This window comes from Brachybacterium sp. AOP42-C2-15, from assembly GCF_052377065.1.
Lineage (GTDB): Bacteria > Actinomycetota > Actinomycetes > Actinomycetales > Dermabacteraceae > Brachybacterium.
In genome coordinates, this window is record NZ_JBQSWK010000019.1 from 48492 (window position 1) to 71503 (window position 23012).

A 23012-nucleotide genomic window follows, 5' to 3' on the forward strand; every position below is an offset into this window, starting at 1 on the left:
GACCCCCAATCTACCAGTGGCGAGGGCCAGGCGCGAGCACCTCGTCGAGCTGGACGAGCAGATCCTCGGCCGTGGGGAGCTCGAGCGCCCGGCGGCGGGCAGACTCCTCCGCGGTGCTGCGCAGCGCAGGATCCTGCATCGTGGTGATCGCAGCGGCGAGTGCTGCGGGATCACCGACCGGGACCAGATGGGCGGCGTCTGCGGTGACCCAGCGGGTACCACCGGCATCCGTCGCCACGATCGCCCGGCCTGCTCTCAAGGCTTCCTGGAGCGAGACCGGCTGCCCCTCCCAATGCGCCGCGGAGACCAGCAGGTCGCAGGCCGCCAGCAGAGCGGGGACATCATCACGCCGCCCGAGCAGCTCGACCGGGAGCCGTTCGGCGTGGATCCGCGCGTCCAGCTCCTGCGCGAGCGGACCATCTCCGGCGACTCGGATCCGCACCGGTGCGCCGTCCCGCAGCAGCGCGGCGGCGTCGAGCAGGTCGTGCAGCCCCTTCTGCGGTGCCAGGCGGGCGATCACGAGGATCTCCAGGTGGCTCCCGCCCCGGGCCTCGCTCGGTACGGCAGCGGCAGTCGCTGGCACCGGCACTGCGTCGGTGCCCATGGGCACCAGCACTGCGTCGGTGGCCCCGGTCGCGGCGTCGGTCGGCGATGGCGCGGGGATGATCGCGTGGTGCACGTCGCCGGCCCCCGCCTTCCGTGCGGTCTCGGCGAGGTCGGGAGAGACGGCGAGCACCGTGTTCGCCCGACGGGCGAGCAGGCGTAGCAGAAGCGCGCCGACGACACGGGTGGGCAACGAGCCGACGGTGCGGTTATGCAGCGTGACCACCAGGTGATGACGGCTCAAGCCCCACATCGCCACCGCGGCCAGGGCCCCGGCTCGCAGCCCGTGGGCATGGACAGTCACCGCTGACGGCGCGAACCGCGGGGACCCGGCGGACTCGGTGGACTCGGCGGACTCGGCGGATTCGGCCGGCTGGGCCGGCTGGGCGCGCTGAGCTGGTTGGGCGGTCGTCGTGGTCGTCGCGGGGATCGCGAGCGTGGCGCTGCTCAGGATCTGCCGCAGCGTCCTCACGGTGCGCAGATCTTCGAGCAGATCAGGACGTTCTCGGATCCGCACCGGCGCCTCGCGGACGTCACGTCCGGCTGCCTCCAGCAGAGCCAGCTCCTGATCGACATGCGCCGCCAGACCGCCGCTCGCCGTGGGTCGCACCAGCAGGATCGTCACGATGCTGACCTCGCCGCGCCGAAACGTCCGCCCCGCAGGCGGCGCAGCGCCCTCCGGGTCAGCTCCGGATCCGCCGCGGCCATCGCCGCAGCCGCGATCAGACCGGCGATCAGACCGCAGGCGATTCCGACCAGCACAGCGCCCACCTCCCCCATGTCGGTGGTCACGAGCTGCCTGCCCAGCAGCAGCCCGGGGATCCCACCGCCCAGCAGCGCGACCGGGACCATCAGCGCGGTGCGTCGCACCGCAATGAGGTGTCCCCCGTGCTCGAGGACGTCCGCGATCCGTGCCAGTCCCACCAGCCCGGCCAGCGCCATCCCCACAGCCATGGAGAGCCCGAAGGCGGTCGAGGCCTCTGCCGCGGAGCGCTCAGGACTGGGCAGCACGATGATCAGGATCACCGCGCCGGCGATCATCCAGCCGACCGAGCCGACCAGCAGCGCATCCCGGGCCCGCAGGGCCGCGGCGAGGATGCGGGTGCACTGGATGGAGACGGCGAAGCCCACCAGGCCCAGCGAGAGCCCCGCGGTGGTGGAGCCGACCCCGGTGGCCCCGGCCCTGTCGATCTGGCGGAAGAACTGCTCGAGCGCGGGCCCAGCGGCCAGCAGCATCGCGGCACCGATCACGGAGACCGCCATCACGGTGCGCACGGAAGCGGCGGCGACCTTGGCGAAGCCGGAACGGTCCCCCACCAGACGCAGCTCCGACAGATGCGGAAACACCGAAGTGACCAGGGGCACCACGAGAATGGCGTAGGGAAGGAGATAGAGGGCCTGGGCGTACTGGAAGACCGGCAGGGTCCCCACCCCGCCAGCTCGCATCGCGAGCACCATCACCAGCGCGAGCACCAGCTGCTGCGCCCCGACGGCCCCGAGTCCGGCACCGCCCAGGGCCAGCGCACGCCGCCCGAAGCCGGCCGGCATCCGCAGCGTCGGGCGCAGCCGCAGGCCCGTCCGGAGCGCGACGACCACCACGGGCAGCGCCATCATGGCGACGCCTGCGGTGGTGCCCCACCCGAGCCACCACACGGCCGAGGGGTCGATGGTCGTGGTGGTCGCCACGGGAGGCACCAGATGGGCGTAGACCCGGTAGGAGATCATCACGATGATCGAAGACAGCAGCGGCATCATCGCGGGCCAGAGGAACCGCTTGCGGGCCTGCAGATAGGCGGCGAGCACCACGGACAGCCCGTACAGCGGCAGCTGCAGTGCGAAGATCCGCAGCAGAGTCGCTCCGAGCGGTACACCGGCGGTGCCCGGCGTCTCAGCGGCCAGCAGCAGCTGGGCCAGCGGGGCAGCGAAGGCGATCACCAGCGCGGCCATCAGCCCGGTTCCCAGCAGCGTCCAGGTGAGCAGGCTCGAGACGATGCGGTCGACGAGCGCGGCGCCTTCGCGGGCGGAGCGCCCCCGCCCTTCGGCGCGAAGCTCCCCGACCTGTCTCGGGTCCACGCTCTCCTCGGCGCCGACGAGATCCTTCGGGTCCCCCTCCGGGACCAGTCCCGCGATCAAGGGCACCACCACTGCGGCGAGGACGCCGCCGGCGACGACCTCGAACAGGACGTTGGGGAGCATGTTCGCCGTGGTGTAGGCGGTGCCCACGTCCCCCGCGCCGACGCTCGCCCCGAACACCAGGTAGCGGACGAAGCCCGCGATCCGTGCGAAGACGGTCACCAGCAGGATCACGCCCGCACCGCGCAGCACCGATCGGGTGATCCCGCCTCGACGACTGCTCATCTCAGCGGTGGGCCGGGACGGCGTGGGACGCCCAGGGGTCGAGTTCATCGTTCCTCCTCAGCCGCCGGGTCCGGGTCGGCAGCCGAGCCCTCAGACGTGCCCTCAGCCGGCCGCTCAGCCGAGCGTTCAGCGGAGACCGGCAGCCGCCCCAGCCGGTCCAGCCGGCGGAGCGGTGCGGTGGAGTCGATCACGGCGCTGAAGCTGACCTTCTCACTGGCGAGCGTCAGCGCCACCACCGCGGCCAGCAGAGAGATCCGGGCTGGGGCGGGCAGCAGCCTGGTCGCAGCGCTTCCCACGGCGGCGCCGAGCACGTTGGCACCGGCGTCTCCGAGCATCCCGCGCTCTCGGAGGTCGGCCGGCAGCGCCAGCAGCCCGGGCAGCGCAGCGGCCAGCGCGAGCTGCTCGCCGGTGCGAGCACGGTCGGTGCCCGCCGGGACGAGCAGCAGCAGAGCAGCCGGAGGCAGCACGGCCTTCAGCGCCCGCCCGGGACGCAGATCCAGGAGGTTCGCGAGGTTCGCGCAACCGGAGACCAGCGCGGCATCGGCCAGGACCATTCCCGCTCCGCGGGGAGAGGGGGCGGAGAGGACGCCCGCCAAGGAGAGCAGCGGGATCCCGAGCGCCTTGGCGGCGCCCGTGGTCAGGTGGCCCTCCAGCAGCGCGCCGAGATGACCCCGCAGACCCTTGGAGACGGGTCGTCCCGCGCGACGCTGACGAGGCTCGAGCAGGTCATCGACCAGGCCCAGAGTGCCGATGCCGGCCAGGACGCATGGATCTGCGGGGCGACCGGTGCGCAGGGACAGCGCGACCACCCCGCCGATCACCAGTGCACCCTCGGCCAGGCTCACCTCACGGCCGGCGAAGTTCGTGCGTCGCAGCTCCTCACGCAGCGCGCCGATCATCCCTCTCCCCCGCCATCGGAGGGCTGCGTGCCAGTCTCTGCAGTTCCGCCATCGCCCTGCTGGTCAGCAGCCTGCTCCTCGAGGCCCTGAGTCTCCGGAAGCGCGGGCAGCCGGTTCTCGGCGTCACCGGTGGTGCCGTACGCCCCGCTGCCACCGCGCGACTGCTCGATCAGGGCGAGCACCGACAGCAGCGGGCCGTCAGCTTCCTGGAGCCGATCAGTGGTCGAGAGGGCATCGAAGCTGGCGTCCCCGCGCACTGTGCGCAGGACGCCGGTGGAGGCATCGTTCCCGGGGGTGGCCGCGGAGACCACTGCGGGAAGACCGGTGCGGGCGAGCTCTCCGAGCAGGTTGGTCTGGGAGGCGAGCAGGCCCTGCGCACGTTCGGTCGCGACCTGCTCATCCTCCTTCGCATCGGCGAGCTCCTCGGGGGCGGCGCTGGCATAGATCACAGCATCGACCGCCACGGGCGCCTCACCATCGATCGAGACCAGGTCATGATCGATCAGCACCTGCCACAGCTGGGTGCGCAGCTCGGGGGTGAGCCCGCCTTCGGCATCTGAGTGCAGCAGCCTGGGAATCATGGCCGAGAGCAGAGCACTGTCGGTCAGCTCCCCCTCGGGGTCCTCGGGCAGCACCGCCGGGGCGATCGAGCGGACCGTCTCCAGCGCCTGCGCACGGGTCTGCTCCGCATCGGGGGCCCAGAGGGCGGGGAGCAGGTTGATCTGGACGGTGGACCCGACCCCGGCGTCCTCCAGCAGAGTCACGATGCGCTCGGTGCCCGGGCGGGTGGAGCTGTCGTCGGCCAACAGAGCCACCTGCTTCCCGTCGAGGGTGCCGGCGACCAGCTCCGGACCCAGCTCGGTGATGAAGGTCGCCAGCTGGTCATGCTTCGCGGAGAGCTCCTCGGTGTCGCCGCGCAGCTGCTCCTGCTCGGTGCGCAGCTGCTCGACCTGGCCGGCGAGCTGGTCGCCGAGGTTCTCACGCAGCGGGCCGGCGCCGAGCACGATGCCGACCGCCAGTGCCAGGAACACGGAGATCAGGGAGACGAGGTGGTAACGAAAATCGATCACGGGGTCGAGACCCTCCTACGACCCGGTGGCCCGGGGTGAGAACAGCAAGGTGAACCAGGACAGGATCCCATCCAGGCGGGCGCCGAAGATCTGGACCAGCGCCTGCCCTCCGGGGGTCGCCCAGAGCGCGACCGCGAGTGCGGCGAGCCCGGCCAGTGCGAGCAGCACCAGCTGGAAGGTGGAGATCCTCTGACGGTACAGGCGGGAGACGCCTTTGGCGTCCACCAGCTTGGACCCGATGCGCAGCCGGGTCAGGAAGGTCGAGCTCATCCCGGCGCGTCCCTTGTCCAGGAACTCCTCCAGGGTGCCGTGAGTGCCGACGGCCACGATCACCGAAGCGCCCTTCTCGTCGGCCAGCAGCATCGCGATGTCCTCGCTGGTGCCGGAGGCCGGGAACGAGATCGCGTCCCGGTCCAGGCCCAGCTCCGTCAGCCGCTCCATCCCCGGGGCGCGGCCATCACGGTAGGCATGGACCACGAGCTCGGAACCGCTGCGCAGGGCACGGTCGGAGACCGAGTCCATGTCCCCGATGATCATGTCCGGATGGAACCCGGCGTCGATCACAGCGTCCGCACCGCCGTCGACACCGATGATGATCGGTCGGTTCTCGCGGAGGAAGGGCTTGAGGGTCGCCAGGTCCTCCTTGTAGTGGTAGCCGCGCACCACGATCAGCACCGGTCGCCCGTCCATGCGGGTGCGCACCTCGGGCGCGCCGATGCCGTCCAGCAGCAGATCCCGCTCCCGCAGCATGTATTCCATGGTGTTCTCGGCGAACAGTTCGAGCTGCTCGGACAGGCCCTCGCGCGCGATCTCGAGGGAGGCGGTGACGCTCTCGTCGTCCTGTCGGGTGCCGGCGGCGATCGGAGTCCCCTCGAGCTGCACCTCGCCGTCCGTCACGGTGATCGTCTCCCCGTCACGGACCCCTTCGAACACGGACTCGCCGAAGCTGTCGACCAGGACGATGCCTGCATCGATCAGGATTCGGGGACCGGCGTTCGGGTAGCGCCCGGAGGTCGACGCCGCGACGTTGAGCACGGCGGCCGGCTCCCGTTCGACCAGGGCCTCAGCGGCGACGCGGTCGATGTCCTCATGGTCGATGATCGCGATGTCACCGGGCTGGAGCCGCTTGGTGAGGTCCTTGGTGCGCTTGCCGAGCCGGGCGGTTCCGGTCACCGAGCGCACAGCGCTCATCGTCGCGCTCCCGGCGGAGTCTCATCAGAAGTCGCGACCGCACGTGCCTCGTCCAGGAGCTCCTCGGCATGGGCGAGGGCCAGGTCGGAGGCGTCGTCACCGGCGAGCATCCGTGCCAGCTCCCGGATCCGTGCCGGCTTGTCCAGATGCTCGACCGTGGAGCTGGTGGTGCCGTCGGTGGAGGACTTCACGATCTGCAGGTGGGTGCTGGCGTGGGCAGCGACCTGAGGAAGGTGGGTGACCACGATGACCTGGGCATGACGTGCCAGTCGGGCGAGCCGCTGCCCGACGGCGAGGGCGGCACGGCCGCCGATCCCCGCATCGATCTCGTCGAAGACGAACACCGGTGCCGCGCTGCGATCGTTCCGGGAGGAGGACAGCGCCACCTCGAGGGCGAGCATCACCCGGGAGAGCTCACCTCCGGAGGCGGCCTGGGCGACGGGCAGATGGTCGGCGCCGGGATGCGGGGCGAGGAGGATCGCGACGGCGTCGCAGCCGTGGGAGCGATGGCTCTGTACGGACACCTCCACTCGGATATCGGCGTCGGGCATCTCGAGATGCCGCAGCTCCTCCTGCACCGCGGAGGACAGAGCAGAGGCGGCGATGCGGCGGGCCTCGGTGAGCGCCGCAGCGGTCTCGGAGAGGTCCGCCTCAAGACCCTCGAGCCGGCCGACGGTCTCGGCCCGCTCCTCCTCGGCACCCTCATAGCGGTCCAGAGCGATCGCGGCGGTGCGGGAGGTGGCCAGCAGCGTGGTGATGTCCCCGGCCGGGCCGTCCGGGCCCGGCAGCATCGCGCCGAGGTCCCGGACCAGCAGGGTCAGCTCATGGAGACGTTCATTGGCCTCCTCGATCCTGCTGGGCGAGCCGTCGATGCTGTCTGCATAGCGGGAGATCTCCGCGGCGACGTCCGAGAGCTCGAGGCGCACGGCGTCCATCCGCTCGACCAGCGGTTCCAGAGTCGTATCGGTGCGGGCAGCGCGTCCCAGGCTCTCCGCCGCGAGTGCCAGCAGCGGTGCGGCGGCGGGGCCGTCATCGTCACCGACCAGGGCCAATGCTGCCTGCCCGGCGGCGCCGCGCAGCTCCTCGGCATTGGCGAGCCGCTCGATCTCGGCACGCAGATCCTCGTCCTCCCCCTCGACCGGGTCGGACTGCTCGAGCCGCTCGAGGGCCTGACGCAGCGCAGCGCCGCGCCGGTCTCGTTCAGTCAGCAGCTCATCGAGCTCGGCCAGACGCTCGGTGAGTGTGGAACGCTCGCGCCAGATCTCGCGGTGGCGGGTGAGCAGCGGTCCGATCTCAGCGATGGCGAAGCGATCCAGCGCATCGCGCTGGGCCTCGGGGTCGCGCAGACGCTGCTGATCGGACTGGCCGTGCACCGTGACCGCCGTGCCCACGAGACGGGCGAGCGTGCCGATCGGCACCGGGACCCCTCCGATCTGGGCGCGGGAGCGGCCATCGCGGGTGACCCGTCGGACCACCAGCACCTCGCCGTCCTCCTCTTCAGCGCCCAGCTCGTCGAGCGCGGCGGCGAGCTCGGTGTGGCCTGCCAGGGCGAGGGTGCCGTCGACGGTGCTGGAGCCGCGGGTGCGACCGCGGTCGAGCCGCTCGCCGAGCAGCATGGTCAGGCCGGTGACGATCATCGTCTTGCCCGCCCCGGTCTCACCGGTCAGCGCGGTGAATCCGGGCCCGAAATCGAGCATGGCGTCGTCGATCACACCGATCTGACGAATACGCAGGGTTGACAGCATGGTGGTGCCTCCTGCCCTCAGCGGGTGCCGGGGCTGCGACCCCGCCAGCCCACCACCGGCAGCTGGAACTTCTCGACGAGCCGGTCCGCGAAGGGCGTCGGCGCCAGCCGCGCCAGCCGCACGTACCGCTCGGAGAGCCGGGATTCGATGCGCATCCCTGCGGTGATGTCCTCGGTGCGTCGGCCATCCAGGGTGAGGATGCCGTCCTCGCGGTTGTCGAGGGTCATCTCGATCGCCGCCTCGGAGGAACGCCCCAGCACCAGCGGCCTGGCGAACAGGGCGTGCGCTGCCAGCGGGATCAGCATCATCGCGTCGACCTCCGGCCAGATCACCGGTCCGCCGGCGCTGAAGGCGTAGGCCGTCGAGCCGGTGGAGGTGGACAGCAGCACGCCGTCCGCCCCGAAGGAGGAGACCGGGCGCCCGTCGATCTCGATCGCGACGTTGATCATCTTCTGCCGGTCGGCCTTCTCGAGGGAGGCCTCGTTCAACGCCCAGTGATGGGCGAGGAGGGCGTCATCCGAATCCAGCACCGAGATGTCGAGGGTCGAACGCTTCTCGATGTCGTAATCGCCGTCGAGCAGGCGGGCGACGGTGATCGAGAGATCCTCGACCTCGCTCTCGGCGAGGAAGCCGACATGACCGAGGTTCACTCCGTGGACGGGGATGTCCGCCTCGCGCACGGCCTCGAGGGCGCGCAGGATGGTGCCGTCGCCGCCGAGGACGATGCCGAGTTCGACGAGATCCTCCGCCGTGACGGATTCGAGCACATCGACGGCGCCGTTGGTGAGGAAGGTCAGCAGGCGCGGGGGTGCCATGTCCTCGGGCAGGGCGAGGATCTCGTCGACCTGCTGCTGGACGACGATCGCACGCACGCCACGCAGCCGGAGCTCCTCGAGCACCGTGAGCGTCGCGCACAGCGCCGCTCGGCGGCCCGTATGGACGTAGAGGAGGAACCGTCGCATCGGGGTCAGTCCTCCTGGCTGGGGTGCTGGTCGTGGCGTCGCCGCGGACGGTCCCCGCGCACGGCAGACTCGATCATGTCACAGGCCTCGGCATCCAGCGTGAACGCCGTGCCGTGCGGACGCAGATGCAGGAAGTACTCACGGTTGCCGTCCTGTCCGGGTAGCGTGCTGGGCCCGACAGCTGCTGCGGAGAGCCCGGATCCGGCGGCCGATTCTGCGACCTCGCGCACCGCCCGCACCCGTTCCGCCTGGTCGCTCACGACGCCGGACTTCGGCAGGGCTGCTCTTCCCCCCTCGAACTGCGGCTTCACCATCAGCAGCAGCTGCCCGTCGGGCCGGACCACTGATCCAAGGGCCGCCAGGACTGTGCGCAGGGAGATGAAGGAGAGGTCCGCGACCAGGAGGTCGACGCTCGTTCCCAGCAGCGCGGGATGGAGATCGCGCACACTGGTGCCGTCGAGGACGGTGACGCGAGAATCCTCACGCACATGGTCTGCGAGCTGATCGCGGCCGATGTCGACCGCGATCACCGAGGCCGCACCGCGGCGCAGCAGCACATCGGTGAACCCACCGGTGGAGGCCCCCGCATCCAGGCAGCTCAGGCCCGCCGGGTCCAGGCCGAGCGCATCGAGGGCACCGGCGAGCTTGTGCGCGGCCCGGGAGGCGTATTCGATCCCGTCGGGCACATCGACGACGGCGAGCTCGGCGCCGGCAGGGACCGGCGTGGCGGGACGGGTGACCGTGCGGCCGTCGAGCCTGGCCCGCCCCTCCTCGATGATGCGCCGAGCATGGGTGCGGGACCGCGCGAGGCCGGCGGTGAGCAGCGCGACGTCGAGTCGGTCGCCGCTCACCGGTCCGTGGGCTGCACTGCGGCACCGTGCTGGTCGCGGAGCTCGCCGCGCCAGGCCTGTTCGGCGCTGTGGCTCGCCAGCAGCGCCAGCACCGCCCGCAGGATCCGCGGATCCTCGACCTCTCCGTGCAGCTCGATGTCTCCCTCGCGCCAGAGGGCGCGGACTGCTCCGCAGCGGGCGGTCTCACCGTCGACGACGGGCAGCGGGAAGGGAGCAGCGAGCTGCTCGAGGTCGGGCAGGATGAAGGTGGGTCGGCGCACCGGCTCTGCGCGCAGCGCAGACTCGATCCCATCCACTCCGGTGAGCACCAGCAGGGAGTCCATCCCTGCACGCACCGCCCCTTCGATGTCGGTGTCCAGCCGGTCGCCGATGATCAAGGGGCGCCGTGCGCCCTGATCCCGGGCGGCGACCTCGAACATGCCCGGCTCCGGCTTGCCGGCGACCGCAGGCTCGGCCCCGGTGGCGTGCCGCAGCACCGCCACCATGGAACCGTTGCCGGGCGCCAGCCCGCGCTCGGTGGGAAGTGTCGCGTCGATGTTGGTGGCCATCCAGAAGGCACCGTGCCTGATCGCGTAGGCACCTTCTGCCAGCAACGACCAGTCCAGATCCGGGGACCAGCCCTGGACCACGGCGACCACATCCTCGCTGTCGGTGTCCACCGGCTCGAGGCCGACTTCCCGGATCTGGGCGGCGAGGCTGGGACCACCGACGATCAGCACCTTCGAGCCTGCCTCGAGACGGTCTGCGAGCAGCCGCGACGCCACCTGAGGTGAGGTCACGAACTCCTCGGGCCGGGCAGCGACACCGACCACTGCGAGGTGGTCAGCGGCCTGCTGCGGAGTGCGGGAGGCGTTGTTCGTCGCGAAGACGACGGTGCGACCGGCGGCACGCGCGATCTCCACCGCCTCGGCGGCGTGCGGGATCGGCTGGGCGCCGTGCATCAGCGTCCCATCGAGATCCAGCAGCAGCGCATCGTACAGATCCAGCAGCGAAGGATCAGGCCGACGGATCATGCCGACTCCTCCGATGCTCGCGTCTCCTCGATCTTCTCCTCTGCGGGCAGAGAAGCCTCAGGCAGCTCATCGGCCGTGGCGGGCTCGGCCGCGTCGGAGGACACTCCCTCGACAGCGGGCTCCTCCACGTCAGCAGGCTCCCCCGCATCAGCAGGCTCGTCGACGTCAGCGGGCTCCTCCACGTCAGCGTCAGAGAGTTCTGCGTCGACCTCGTCGGAGGCGCCCGCGGGCAGCTCGTCCTCCTCCTCGGAGTCGTTCTCGCCCTCGAAGCCGTTCTCGCCCTCGGCGTCGAAGTCATCAGCATCAGCATCAGCATCAGCATCAGCATCAGCATCAGCATCAGCATCAGCATCAGGGTCGTAGGCGTCGAGGACCGAGATCTGCTCGTCGTCGGCCCAGGTGGGCTCCTCCGCCGGCTGCGGAGCCGGGCGGCCCAGACGCTCGGCGGCGTCGGTCACTCCCTCGGAGTCGGCATCCGCCGCCAGCGTGAGCCAGCGCTTCGCCTCGTCGGGACGGCCCGCACGCTCGAGGAGATCGGCGTAGGCGACCCACAGGCGCACCTGCCAGCGTCCCTCGACCTTGTGCCGCAGCGCGGGGATCTCGAGCGTGCGCAGAGCAGTCTCGATGTCCCCCGTATCCGCGTAGGCACCGGCCACCACGATGATCAGCTCGATCGATGCATTGACGCCGAGATCGGAGGCATCCTCCGAGGAGGCGATGTCCAGGGCACGCTCCGGCCTGCCCAGCCCACGCTCCGAATCCGCGATCATCGGCAGCACATCAGTGCGCCCGGTGATGCGCAGCGATGTGCGCAGCTCGCGCGACGCCGTGCGGAAGTCGCCGGCGCGATAGGCGATGATGCCGTGAGCCTCTCGCACCGCACCGACACGACCGCCGAGGCGCGCAGCGAAGCGGGCATGCGCCTGCGCGGTCTCGTTGTCGGACTCCTCCAGGAGGTAGGCCGCGACCATATGGCGGGAGACCCGCTCTGCGGTGTCCTTGCTCAGCCCGCGCAGCTCTGCCTGGATGTCCTTGCCCAGCTCCCGCCCCGTGATGCTCTCCGGGATGCGGGGCTCGATCGGCCGGTCAGCACGAGCCTCCTGGCCCGGACGGGTGTTGCGCGAGTCGTCTCGGGGTGCATATTCAGGGCGGTCCCTGCCGTGATCGCGTGCTCCACCGTGATCGCGCACTCCACCGTGGCTGCGTGCACCGCCATGGTCACGTGCACCGCCGTAATCACTGCGTCCCCGGCTACCGCGGGTGTCGCGGTCATCCCGACGCGGGCGATCTTCGCGCCACGGACGGTCCTCGCGCGGTCGCGCATCCCGATCTTCACGGGGGCGGAAGTCCTTGCGGTCCCGCTTCTCCCACGGCTTGTCCTCACGGCGTCCGCTGGCGTCGCCGCGTGCATGATCGGGGCGACCACCGCTGCGGTCCTCACGCGGACGGAAGTCCTGACGATCCCGCTTCTCCCACGGCTTGTCCTCGCGACCGCTACGGGAGTCCGGACGGGAACCGGCGGGGCGAGCGCCACCACGGTCATCGCGGGGGCGGTAGTCCTTGCGGTCGCGGTTCTCCCAGGGCCGGTCCTCACGGCCACCACGAGAGTCCGGACGGGAACCTGACGGCCGACCACCACGGTCCTCGCGCGGACGAGCATCTCGATCTTCACGGGGGCGGAAGCCCTTGCGGTCCCGGTTCTCCCAGGGCTTATCCTCACGGCCACCACGAGAGTCCGGACGGGAACCGGCGGGGCGAGCACCACCGCGGTCCTCGCGGGGGCGGTAGTCCTTGCGGTCCCGGTTCTCCCAGGGCCGGTCCTCCCGGCCACCGCGAGAGTCCGGACGGGAACCGGCGGGGCGAACGCCACCACGGTTCTCCCAGGGCTTGTCCTCACGGCGCGAGCCGGCGTCGCCGCGAGCGTGCTCCGGACGGCCGCCGCTGCGCTCTTCGCGCGGTCGGTAGTCCTTGCGGTCCCGCTTCTCCCAGGGCTTGTCATCACGACTGCCGCGGGAGTCACTGCCGCGAGAGTCCTGGCCTCCTCGGAAGCCCCCGGAATCCTCGGAGCGGCGCGGCCGCTGAGACCAGGATGAGCCGCGGTCATCACGACGCGGTCCACCGCTGGTGCGGCCGGTCTCGTCATTGGGGCGGTAGGGCCGCTTCCGTGCGGTCCCGGACGCGTCGCCGACAGAGCGGGGGCGGTCCTGACGGGCGCTGCGCGGCCCGTCCTTCTCCCAGGACCCCTGAGTCCTGGGCCGCCCGCGCCCGTCGCCGGACGACGAGCGGGAGTGCGGTGTCGTGGAATTGTCGTCGCGCCGCTGGCCGTACCGACTCTTGTCGCCCTGGCCGTGGTCGCCCCTGTTATTGCTGTCCTCAGACACCTGGACCGTCCGTCTCTTCGTCTCGCCCTTATGTCGTTTTCTCCCGGGAGCCTATGCGACCACCTGCAATTGACGCTCCGGTAACGGCCCTATCCGTGACTGCTTTCACCAGGGTCACGACCACGCCCTTCACAGGAAGGAACCGGGCCCCGACGGGCTCAGCCGCGCAGCATCCTCATGCCGGCCGCCAGACCACAAGCTCCTCCCCCGGCACCTCCAGGTCCGCACCCGCGATGCTGAGCCGTGCCGGTGAACTGCCATGGTTCAGGACGACCACGGCCTCCCCGCGACGGATCACTTCGACCTGCTCAGGGAGGCTGGCCAGCTCCAGGCCCGCGGCAGCCGCGGCCCGTCCGATCACGGAATGGAGCGTCTCAGGATCCAGCAGGCCGCCGAGGTACCAGATCGCCCCCTTCCCCAGCTCCCGGTGGGTGACCACCGGTCGCCCCTGCAGTGCACCCTCCGCCACGGTCCAGAGGCGATGCGCCGTCGTCGTGCGCAGAACCTCGACGAATCGTGACACCTCGGCCTCCGCCCCCGTGTCGTCGCAGACGACGATCGGCGCTGCGAGCGGCCACGGCTCCTCGCGGAACACCCCTGCGAGCTCGAGCAGGCCGCCTCCGAAGCCGCCGAGATGAGCACGGACATCCTGGTCCACGACCCCGCTGTGCGGGCCAATGAGCAGCTGGCCTCCGTCCCGCACGAACTGCTCCAGTACCGGGGTCAGCTCGGCCCGGGCAAGGAACTGTGAGGGCAGCACGACGAGGTCATAGCGACTGTGCAGGCTGCTTCCCGACGGTTCTGCACCGCCTTCTGCTGCTCCGAATTCTTCTGTGGGGGCGAACAGGGTCGACGGGCCGATGTCGACCCGTTCCCCGGCACGGAAGAACGGCTCGTAATACATCTCGTTCTGCGCGATCGGGTCGAGAGCCGACGTGGCCCGGCCTCCTCCCACGGCGGCGCGCCAGGACTCCCAGTCGTGGACGAAGAACACCCGAGAGGTGCCGGGGGCGATGTCCGCCAGCGGGCTGTCGTCGAGCTCGCGCCCGAGTTCGGCGACTCCGCAGAATCGGGCGGTGTCCGCCCCTGCATGCGGGACCAGGGCCGAGTGGAAGGTCTCGGGTCCGCTCGCCGCCTGGCGGAACTGGAAGTAGGAGATGACATCGGCGCCGTGGGCGTGAGCGCGCCAGGTATCCAGACGGTTCTGAGCGGCGGTCTTCGGCACGTTGTGGGCGCGCCAGTTCACGGCTCCCGCCGCTTGCTCCATCAGCACCCACGGACGCCCGTGCCCCAGAGTGCGCAGATAGGAGTGGGTCAGCGAGGCCGTCAGGCGGGAGGCGGGATCCGCCGGGTCTGTGTAGTGGTCATCCGCCAGCACATCGACATGCTCGCTCCACGCCCCGTAGTCGACCAGCGGGAAGAAGCCCATGAAGTTGGTGGTGATGCAGGCGTCGGGCGCCGCCTCACGGATGATCCCCGCCAGATCGAGATAGCAGTCCAGCAGCTGATCTGAGGTGAAGCGGGCGAAGTCGAGCTCGAGCGCAGGATTTAAGAGATAGGGCGTCTCGCGGGGTGGGATCACGTCCTCGAACCCGCGCAGCCCCATCGACCACACCGTGGTCCCCCACGCCTGGTTCAGCACATCGATGTCACCATAACGCGCCTGCAGCCAGGCACGGAAGGCACCGGCGGTGCTGTCGTCATGGGACAGCTGGCCGTACTCGTTGCCGACGTGCCACATCACCACCGCCGGATGCTCCGCATATCGCTGCACCAGCATCCGCGTGATCCGTCTGGCTGCCTCACGATAGGCGGGAGAGGACGGGTTGAACTGATTGCGCGAACCCCACCAGAGAGTGCTTCCCGAGCGGGTCTCCGGGAGGGAGCCCGGGTGCATCACGCCGAGCCACGGGGGTGGTGACGCGACCGGGATCGCAAGGTCCACGGCGATGCCTCGCGCATGGAGGTCATCGAGCACCTGGTCGAGCCATGCCACATCGAAGCGTCCCGGCTCCGGCTCCAGCCGCGCCCAGGAGAACACCCCGACAGTCACGAAGTCGACATGGGCGCGATCCATCAGATCCAGATCCTCGGCATGCACCTCGCGAGGCCATTGCTCGGGGTTGTAATCTGCGCCGAAGAGCGCTCCGCGCACGCCGTGCTGGGCGCGAAGATGGGACAATACGTCACAAGATCGGGACATCGCACTTCTCATCGTCATTCACATTCCTCCTGGCAGAGAGGCGGCGCCATGGCCACCATGTCGGATATTGCGCGCGAGGCCGGCGTCTCCCTGAGCACCGTCTCCTACGCGCTGAGCGGCAAGAGGGCGATCTCCGCAGCGACCAGGGAACGGATCAATGCGGCGATCACGCGCCTGAGCTACCACCCCCATGCGGGGGCTCGCGCCCTCGCCTCGCAGCGAGCCGGAACGATCGGGCTCGCGGTCCCGCTGGCTGCGGATGTCGATGCGCACGTGGTGATGATGTTCGTCCGTTCGCTGATGACGGCTGCCCACGCAGCCTCCAGCGAGATCCTCCTGATCGCGGCAGAGGACCATGAGGCGACCGTGCGAGTGCTCGCAGAGGGCAAAGTCGACGCACTGGTGGTGATGGACGTGGTCGAAGACGATCCGCGGATCCCGGTCCTGGCCGACGCCGCACGTCCCGTCGTGCTGCTGGGCTATCCGAGCCAGGCGCTCGGCATCCCCCGGGTCGACTTCGACTTCGAACAGGCTTCGACGCTGGCCGTGACCGAACTGCATCGCCGAGGTGCTCGACGACTGGTGATGATCGGATCGCCTGCGGCGACCCAGACCCGTCACGCCACCTACGCCGACCGCGCCACCCGAGGCTTCAGGGATACCTGTGCCCGCCTCGAGCTGCCAGCCCGTCACCTGGTCCACGACCATGAGGTCGACTCCACGGGGCAGATGATCCGCACGATCCTCACGAACGACCGTCCTGATGCACTGGTCATCCATAACGAGAGCGCGCTGCCTGCGATCCACCGGGCACTGGCGGCCGAAGGGATCTCGATGCCTGCCGACCTGCAGGTCGTGGCCATCGCTCCCCGGGAGACGACCCTGCTCGGTGCCGTGGAGTACACGGCTGTCGAGATTCCTGTCGCGGAGATCGGCCGGGCCGCAGTGACCACGGCGACTGATCTCATCGAGGGGCGCGGGGACCCCCGCGACCAGCTGATAGCGCCATCACTCATCGAGCGCGACACCACCCATCGGCTGCAGGCCTGACCGCTCGTCCCTCGCAGCACGTCGGTCAGCCTCCACACACTCGCCGACCTCCTACCGCTCGTCCCTCGCAGCACGTCGGTCAGCCTCCACACACTCGCCGACCTCCTACCGCTCGTCCCTCGCAGCACGTCGGTCAGCCCTTGACCGCGCCGATCATGACGCCGGTCTTGAAGTGGCGCTGGATGAACGGGTACACGATCACCACCGGCACCAGCGCGATCACCATCACCGCCATCTGCACCGCGAGCGTGGCCACCTCGCCCGAGCCCACATCGACCTGGCCCGGAACAGAGACGCCCTGCAGCACGAAGCTGCGCAGCACCACCTGCAGAGGCTGCATGGCAGAGTCGTTGATGTAGAGGATCGCGTTGAAGAAGGCGTTCCAGTAGCCGACGGCATAGAACAGGGCGACCACGGCCACCACCGCCTTCGACATCGGGAGCACCATCTGGAACAGGATCCGCCAGTCCGAAGCGCCATCGATCCGTGCAGACTCTAGGATGCCCTGGTCGATGCCTTGGAAGAAGCCGCGCATGATCACGATGTTGAAGGCGGAGATGGCGCTGGGCAGGATCAGCGCCCAGTAGCTGTCGATCAGTCCCAGCCCCGAGACCAGCAGGTACATCGGGATCATGCCGGCGCCGAAGAACATGGTGCCCAGCATCAGGAACAGGATCGGGGTATGCAGGAGGCTCCCCGGCCGGGACAGGCCGTAGGCGGCCAGCACCGACACCGTCAGAGACAGCGCCGTGCCCACCGCGGTCACCCCGAGGCTGACGATCACTGCGCGGGTGACGATGCCGCCCGAGAGCACCTGGCGGTAGGCGTCCAGGGTGATTCCGTCGGGGAACAGCACCAGGCCGCCGGCCCGCGTGATCGCGCCCTGCGGCGAGAGGCTGGTAAGGATGATCGTGTAGAGCGGGACCAGCACCGCCAGACAGATCAGCACCAGCACGATGCCCTTCGCGCCCTGTGCCGGGAGCGAGGGGTCCTCGTCCCAGACCGGTCGCGAGGAGGGACGGCGCTTGCGCGGCGGGCTGCCTGCGCCGGCGAGCACGCCGGTGGCCACGCCCTGGCGAACCGGCGCGCTGACGGGGCTGGGCCCGGGCCCGATAGAGGTGCTCATGCCTTCTGATACACCCCCGCCTCACCGAACAGATGCGCGATCTTGTTGGCTCCCAGCACCAGGATCATGCTGACCACTCCCTTCAGGAGTCCGGCGGCAGCGGCGTAGCTCCAGTCGCCGTTCTGCACGCCCGTGTAGTAGACGAAGGTGTCCAGGACCTCGGCGCGACCGGCGCCGACAGCGTCCCGTTGGAGGATCAGCTGCTCGAAGCCGACCGTCAGGGAATTGCCGAGGTTGAGGATCAGCAGCAGCACGATCACCGCCCGCATACCGGGGAGGGTGATGTGCCAGATGCGGCGCCATTTCCCTGCGCCGTCCATCGCGGCGGACTCATACAGGGCCGGATCGATGGCGTTCAGCGCGGCGAGGAAGACGATGATGCCCCAGCCGGCGTCCTTCCACACCACCTGAGACGTGATGAGGAACAGGAACGTATCGGGATCGGTCATGACGTTCACCGTGCCGAGACCGAACTCGCGGGTGAACTGGTTGAGCAGACCGGCGCCGCCCAGGATCTGGTGGAAGATCGAGACCACCACCACCCAGGAGAAGAAGTGCGGCAGATACACGATCGATTGGATGACCGTGCGGACCTTCTCATTGAGGATCGAGTTCAGCAGGATCGCCAGGATGATCGGGATCGGGAAGTAGAACACCAGCTGGAAAGCAGTGATCACCAGCGTGTTCTTGACTGCGTTCCAGAACAGGGGATCCAGCAGCACCCGCTCGAACTGGTGCGCTCCGACCCAGGAGCTGTTCCTGATCCCGATGAACGGGGAGTAGTCCTGGAACGCGATCACGTTCCCGAGGATCGGGATGTACGCGAACACCAGCAGCAGCACGACCATCGGCATGGTCATGAGGATCAGCGAGCGATCACGGCGCAGCCGGCTTGTGAAGCTGACGGTGCGGCGGCCAGGCCCCGTCGACCCACCTGCCGCGGGGCGGCGGGAGGGTCGACGGGACCGTAACGGCCGTGCAGTATCTATGGACATGGACACCTCGGTTCTGGAAGCGCGACAGCTGATGGGCAGTCAGTTCAGGACATGAGCTCAGTTCAGGACATGAACTCGGCGTAGAAGTCGCGCAGCTTGTCGCCCCCGGAGGAGCGCCAGTGCTCCACCGCTTCATCGAGTGCGCCGATGTCCTTGCGCCCGCGGCTGATGTCCACGACCAGATCGTCAAACGGCTGGCTGAGGGAGCCGAACTCTGAGGGCTCCTGGATCTGGATTCCGTAGAACAGCGGATCGACCACGTGCTCGGACTGACGGGCCATCCACTGGGTCGAGGCCTCGACGTACTCCGGGAACTGCACCTTGGCGTTGACGATCCCGGGCTGGGCGAGGAACTGGTAGGTGGAGGTCACCTCGCGCCGGCCCTGGTCGTTCATCTGAGGGACGCCGTGCTCATCGCGCTCGAAGTGAGTGCCCTCCACTCCGTAGGTGAGCAGGTCGAACTCCTCGGTCCCGAACTGGGAGGCGCACCAGTCGGCGATGCGCAGCAGCTCGCGCACCTGCTCGGCGTCATCGTTCTTCTTGAGGAAGGAGAAGATGTTGACCGGAGCGCCGCGGTACAGGGTCGGTGCCCCGCCATCGGGTGCGAACAGGTCCATCGCCATCTGGTCGAAGTCCGGGTTGGTGGGACGCACCCGAGTGAGGGCTTCGTGCCAGCCGCCGACGCCGTCGTTCATCACGAGGGTCTGACCGGATTCGAAGCGGTCCTTGGCGGGTCCGTCGTTGCCGGCTACGGCGTCCGGGTGCATCGCACCGGACTCGATCACCTTGGTCAGCCAGACGATGGCTTCCTTGTACTCCTCCATCTCGAAGGGATGGACCAGCTTCCCGTCACGCTCCGCAAAGGTCGAGGGAATCGCGTACATCATCTGTGCGGTGTTCCAGAGGTTCTCGCAGCCCCAGCGATTGGCTCCCTCGTCGATGATCTCGGTCAGCACCGACAGGAACGAGTCGGCGTCGGTGGGCGGCTCGACCCCCAACTGCTCGAACAGGTCCTTGCGATAGAACACCGCGTTCGTGATCAGCTCGGACGGGTAGGGAAGGCCGTAGATGCGGCCGTTGAACATCGAGTATGCCCATGCCGCAGGATCCAGCCGCGCAAGGTTCGGGTAGTCATGGATCGCATCGCCGGCCAGATGCTCGGTGAGGTCCTGGAACACGTTGCCGACACCCTCGATGAAGCGCGGGGGGATGTTCCAGGAAGGGATCACCATCCAGTCGGGCACGTTCTTCGGGGAGGCGAGCACCGTCTGCACCTTGTCCGCGTAGGTGTTGCCATCGGCCACCTGGAACTCCAGGGTCGCGCCGAGCTGCTCGTTGACTGCGTCGTAGTAGGCGTTGTCGCCGAGGTTCGGCGGCGAGGTCCACCAGGCCGGGCTCATCACGGTGTAGTCGCCGCCCGCACCGGGCACCGCGTCGACGCCCTTGACCAGCGGGTCGGGCATCGTGACGTAGCCGGGAGTGGAGCCGTTCACGCTCGGGAAGTCCGGCTCGACGAGGAACTCCAGAGCGCTGTTCGGGAGCGAGGCTTCGACCTCGGCCGTGAGCTCGGCACCGGTCAGCACTCCCCCGCTGCCGGAGCCTGCGGCAGAGCCTCCGGATCCTCCACAGGCGGCGAGGCCCAGGGCTCCGGCGCCGATACCGAGGTATCCGAGCAGCCGCCGACGCGAGACCGCGTTGTCGATGAGGTTCATGATCCACTCACTTCCTTGTGACGGTATGCGGTTGCCGAATGAGCGACCGCAGTTCTCCCCCGGTAGCCGAAGCAGTCCGGGTGATGAATCTCGAGCGCGGACTAGCCAAGTGTCGAAGCGCTTCGATAGGCTCGAACCTTAACCGTCGACCAGGCTCGTGGCAAGACCTCTGTCAGGAGCTCTCGACGGAACCTCCTGTGCCCCGCCGTCGAAGAGGACCCCATGGCATCCGTCCCATCCACGTCTTGGCTGGAGACTCGCGCGATCCTCGATGCGAGTGATGTCGAGCGCCTGGAGCACGCTCGCGCGCTGGTCCGTGCGATGGACATCGAGGAGAAGCTGCCGTTCCTGCACCAGCACAGCCCTGGTGTGGAACGGCTGGGCATCGGCCCGTTCTCCACGGGCACCGAGGCGCTGCACGGCGTCGCCTGGCGGGGTCCAGCCGTCACCTATCCGCAGCCCGTCGGGCTCGCGGCGACTTGGGACGCAGACCTGCTCGAAGCCGTGGGCGAACAGATCGCGCGGGAGGTGCGGGTTCATCATGGGCACGAGCAGCCGGCCAGCTTGAACGTCTGGGCGCCCGTGGTGAATCCGCTGCGTCACCCGCTGTGGGGGCGCAATGAGGAGGGCTTGTCCGAAGATCCGCTGCTCAATGCGCGCCTGGGCAGCGCGATCGCTCGGGGCTTGCGTGGAGCGGGCCCGGTGTGGGCGACGGTGCCGACGCTCAAGCACTTCCTGGGCTACTCCCATGAGGTCGACCGCGCCGCCACCTCGTCCGAGCTCTCGCCACGGGTGCTGCACGAGTATGAGCTGCCGGGTTTCGAAGAGGCATTGGCCAGCGGCGCCGCGGGTGCGGTGATGCTCTCCTACAACTTCGCCAACGGGGTCCCCGCGCATCTCTCCCCGCTGGTGAACGACCACCTGCGTCACCTGGTCGGCGATCCTGATCTGCTGTTCGTGGTCAGCGATGCGGGCGCACCCACGAATCTCTTCTCGATCCAGGGCGCCTGCGCGGATCTCACCGAGGCGGTGGCCGCGATGCTGCGAGCCGGCGTCGACTCCTTCACCGACCATGACCGGGACTCGGGGCCGACGATCCGAGCCGCACGAGCCGCGCTCGAGGCGAGCCTGATCCAGGAGCGACACATCGACCAGGCGGTGGTCCGCCAGCTGGTTCTGCGTGCCCGAACCGGTGAGCTTCCGATGTCCCCGTCCGCTGCGAGCACTGCACCCAACTCCCCTAGCGCCGACCGGCCCGCCTACACATTCGATCGCGAGGCGGCGACTGCACTGTCCGAGCAGGTCGCTGCGAGAGCTGCCGTGCTGCTCAAGCACGACAACGCGGCCCTGCCAGCGCGTTCCGGCAGCACCATCGCGGTGCTCGGCTACCTCGGCGGGACAGTGCTCCAGGACTGGTACAGCGGAGACCTGGTCGATCCGGTGCCACTCGACGTTGCACTAGCGGCCGAGCACGATGGGCCGGTGCGCTCCGCAGCATGCCTGGACGTCATCCAGCTCCTGGTGGACGGAGCACCCCTGACTCGAACGAGCGCTGATGGCCTCCGCCTCAGCGAACGCCCGAGCGACGTCCCGCGGCTCCCCGATGCCAGGGCCGGGTCGATCGACCCCGTCAACCTTGAGGTCCTCGACCACGGCCACGGGGTGTTGAGCCTGCGGGAGCTGAGAACAGGACTCTGGCTCGCGCCGGATGGGTACGGATATGTGCGCGCCAGCAGTGAGCGAATCGGTGGCTGGAGCGTCCAGGAGACGTTCCGCGCTCTGCGGGGCCCGGACGGACAGACTCGGCTGCAGCACGTGGCCAGCGGGTGCTGGGTACGCAGCGAACGGCAGACGGGAAAGCTCATCCTGGGCACGAGCGATCCTGCCGACGCTCTACCCCTCACCTGGCATGCGATCAGCACTCGAGAAGAGCAGGCGCGCAGAGCAGTGGACGGCGCGGACCTCGTGATCGCGGTGGTCGGCAACGAACCCCATGTGAACGGCAGAGAGACCGAGGACAGAACCTCACTGGCTCTCTCGGACCCTGATCGGCGACTCGTCGAGCTGCTGCCAGAGCCGGGGTCCCGAGCGCGCACTGCGCTCTTGCTGGTGTCGTCCTACCCCTACGATCTGGGCGTGCACGCGGACGCGGCCGAAGCGGTGCTCTGGAGCAGCCATGCCGGCGCCAGGCAGGGTCCCGCCCTCGCCTGGTTGCTGCTCGGACACCGCGAGTTCAGCGGACGCCTGGCACAGAGCTGGGTGCGCGAGAGCGCCCTGACGGACATCCTCGAGTACGACATGATCACCTCGGGAGCGACATACCTCTATGACCAGCCAGCGCAATTTGCCTTCGGGCACGGGCTGACACTCGCACCCACGCAGTGGACGCACCCTTCAGTGGAGGTCAACGGGGACGAAATTCAGGTGGCTATCACGCTCGAGCGCAATGCGACGACGACCGCTCATGAAGTGGTGCAGGTCTATGCGTCAACGGACTCCGCGTCGTATACGGGCGTTCGTGGGGCTGTGCCGTTGTTGCGTCTGATCGGTGCACACGTGGCTCACGTCCCTGCCTCTGGATCAGCACGGGTCACGTTCACGATTCCGTGGAGCCTGCTCCGCCTATGGTCGGACTCCGGCCAGGTGTTCACAGAGGCCTGGAATGGGGTCACGATCCACCTGGCCCGGTCCGCGGGATCCTTGGTGTGCAGCCGTCAGTTCACCTCCGCGCGCGGATGAGCGGCGACAGACCACCGCGACCGAACCCTGCTGGCTGTCATGGATTCCGCTGCTGGTTGGTGCGGCCCCTGTTTTCGGGCACGAAAAAAGGAGTGGGAGGAGCGAAACCCTAAA

At 69.1% G+C, this 23012-nt stretch carries 16 protein-coding genes; 2 read left to right on the plus strand and 14 right to left on the minus strand.

The annotated features are described in order from the left end of the window. Positions 1-10 precede the first annotated feature (10 nt). The 11 genes from ACT3SQ_RS11785 to ACT3SQ_RS11835 all read right to left on the minus strand — a co-directional run bounded on the left by ACT3SQ_RS11785 (position 11) and on the right by ACT3SQ_RS11835 (position 15276). A complete protein-coding gene (locus ACT3SQ_RS11785; protein WP_441445628.1) occupies positions 11-1228 on the minus strand; it encodes a glycosyltransferase in 1218 nt (405 codons plus the stop codon). Further along, a complete protein-coding gene (gene murJ / locus ACT3SQ_RS11790; RefSeq protein WP_441445629.1) occupies positions 1225-3009 on the minus strand; it encodes a murein biosynthesis integral membrane protein MurJ in 1785 nt (594 codons plus the stop codon). The genes ACT3SQ_RS11785 and murJ overlap by 4 nt, the downstream gene beginning before the upstream one ends. Beyond that, positions 3006-3860 (minus strand): hypothetical protein, encoded by an 855-nt coding sequence (locus ACT3SQ_RS11795; RefSeq protein WP_441445630.1) that lies wholly within the window; start codon positions 3858-3860, stop codon positions 3006-3008. The genes murJ and ACT3SQ_RS11795 overlap by 4 nt, the downstream gene beginning before the upstream one ends. Further along, positions 3857-4930 carry a copper transporter gene (locus ACT3SQ_RS11800; RefSeq protein ID WP_441445631.1) on the minus strand — a complete coding sequence of 358 codons (1074 nt, stop codon included), beginning with the start codon at positions 4928-4930 and terminating at the stop codon, positions 3857-3859. The genes ACT3SQ_RS11795 and ACT3SQ_RS11800 overlap by 4 nt, the downstream gene beginning before the upstream one ends. A gap of 15 nt (positions 4931-4945) precedes the next feature. Then, positions 4946-6121: a putative cytokinetic ring protein SteA gene (gene steA, locus ACT3SQ_RS11805; protein ID WP_441445632.1), complete on the minus strand. Its 1176-nt coding sequence runs from the start codon at positions 6119-6121 to the stop codon at positions 4946-4948. Continuing rightward, positions 6118-7866 (minus strand): DNA repair protein RecN, encoded by a 1749-nt coding sequence (gene recN, locus ACT3SQ_RS11810; RefSeq protein WP_441445633.1) that lies wholly within the window; start codon positions 7864-7866, stop codon positions 6118-6120. Before recN ends, steA begins: the two co-directional genes overlap by 4 nt. Positions 7867-7883: 17 nt before the next feature. Further along, complete coding sequence (locus ACT3SQ_RS11815; RefSeq protein ID WP_444601151.1) at positions 7884-8828, minus strand: NAD kinase; 945 nt, start codon at positions 8826-8828, stop codon at positions 7884-7886. A gap of 5 nt (positions 8829-8833) precedes the next feature. After that, entirely contained in the window at positions 8834-9679 is an 846-nt protein-coding gene (locus ACT3SQ_RS11820; protein WP_444601152.1) for a TlyA family RNA methyltransferase, read from the minus strand. Continuing rightward, positions 9676-10692: an HAD-IIA family hydrolase gene (locus ACT3SQ_RS11825; protein ID WP_441445636.1), complete on the minus strand. Its 1017-nt coding sequence runs from the start codon at positions 10690-10692 to the stop codon at positions 9676-9678. The genes ACT3SQ_RS11820 and ACT3SQ_RS11825 overlap by 4 nt, the downstream gene beginning before the upstream one ends. Next, positions 10689-13073, minus strand: coding sequence for a hypothetical protein (locus ACT3SQ_RS11830; RefSeq protein WP_444601153.1), 2385 nt, complete (start codon positions 13071-13073; stop codon positions 10689-10691). Before ACT3SQ_RS11830 ends, ACT3SQ_RS11825 begins: the two co-directional genes overlap by 4 nt. Before the next feature lie 175 nt (positions 13074-13248). Next, positions 13249-15276, minus strand: coding sequence for a beta-galactosidase (locus ACT3SQ_RS11835; protein ID WP_441445639.1), 2028 nt, complete (start codon positions 15274-15276; stop codon positions 13249-13251). A gap of 48 nt (positions 15277-15324) precedes the next feature. Here ACT3SQ_RS11835 and ACT3SQ_RS11840 point away from each other — a divergent pair, with 48 nt between their 5' ends. Next, a complete protein-coding gene (locus ACT3SQ_RS11840) occupies positions 15325-16326 on the plus strand; it encodes a LacI family DNA-binding transcriptional regulator (protein ID WP_441445640.1) in 1002 nt (333 codons plus the stop codon). Between the two features lie 133 nt (positions 16327-16459). Here ACT3SQ_RS11840 and ACT3SQ_RS11845 read toward each other — a convergent pair whose 3' ends face one another. From ACT3SQ_RS11845 to ACT3SQ_RS11855, 3 genes are all read right to left on the minus strand, one after another. Continuing rightward, positions 16460-17452 (minus strand): carbohydrate ABC transporter permease, encoded by a 993-nt coding sequence (locus ACT3SQ_RS11845; protein ID WP_441445641.1) that lies wholly within the window; start codon positions 17450-17452, stop codon positions 16460-16462. Then, positions 17449-18447: an ABC transporter permease gene (locus ACT3SQ_RS11850; RefSeq protein WP_441445642.1), complete on the minus strand. Its 999-nt coding sequence runs from the start codon at positions 18445-18447 to the stop codon at positions 17449-17451. Before ACT3SQ_RS11850 ends, ACT3SQ_RS11845 begins: the two co-directional genes overlap by 4 nt. A gap of 62 nt (positions 18448-18509) precedes the next feature. Continuing rightward, positions 18510-20159: an extracellular solute-binding protein gene (locus tag ACT3SQ_RS11855; protein WP_441445643.1), complete on the minus strand. Its 1650-nt coding sequence runs from the start codon at positions 20157-20159 to the stop codon at positions 18510-18512. A gap of 222 nt (positions 20160-20381) precedes the next feature. Here ACT3SQ_RS11855 and ACT3SQ_RS11860 point away from each other — a divergent pair, with 222 nt between their 5' ends. Then, the gene (locus tag ACT3SQ_RS11860) at positions 20382-22898 is read left to right on the plus strand and encodes a glycoside hydrolase family 3 N-terminal domain-containing protein (RefSeq protein ID WP_444592396.1); all 2517 of its coding nucleotides are present in this window, start codon (positions 20382-20384) and stop codon (positions 22896-22898) included. Positions 22899-23012: the final 114 nt, after the last annotated feature.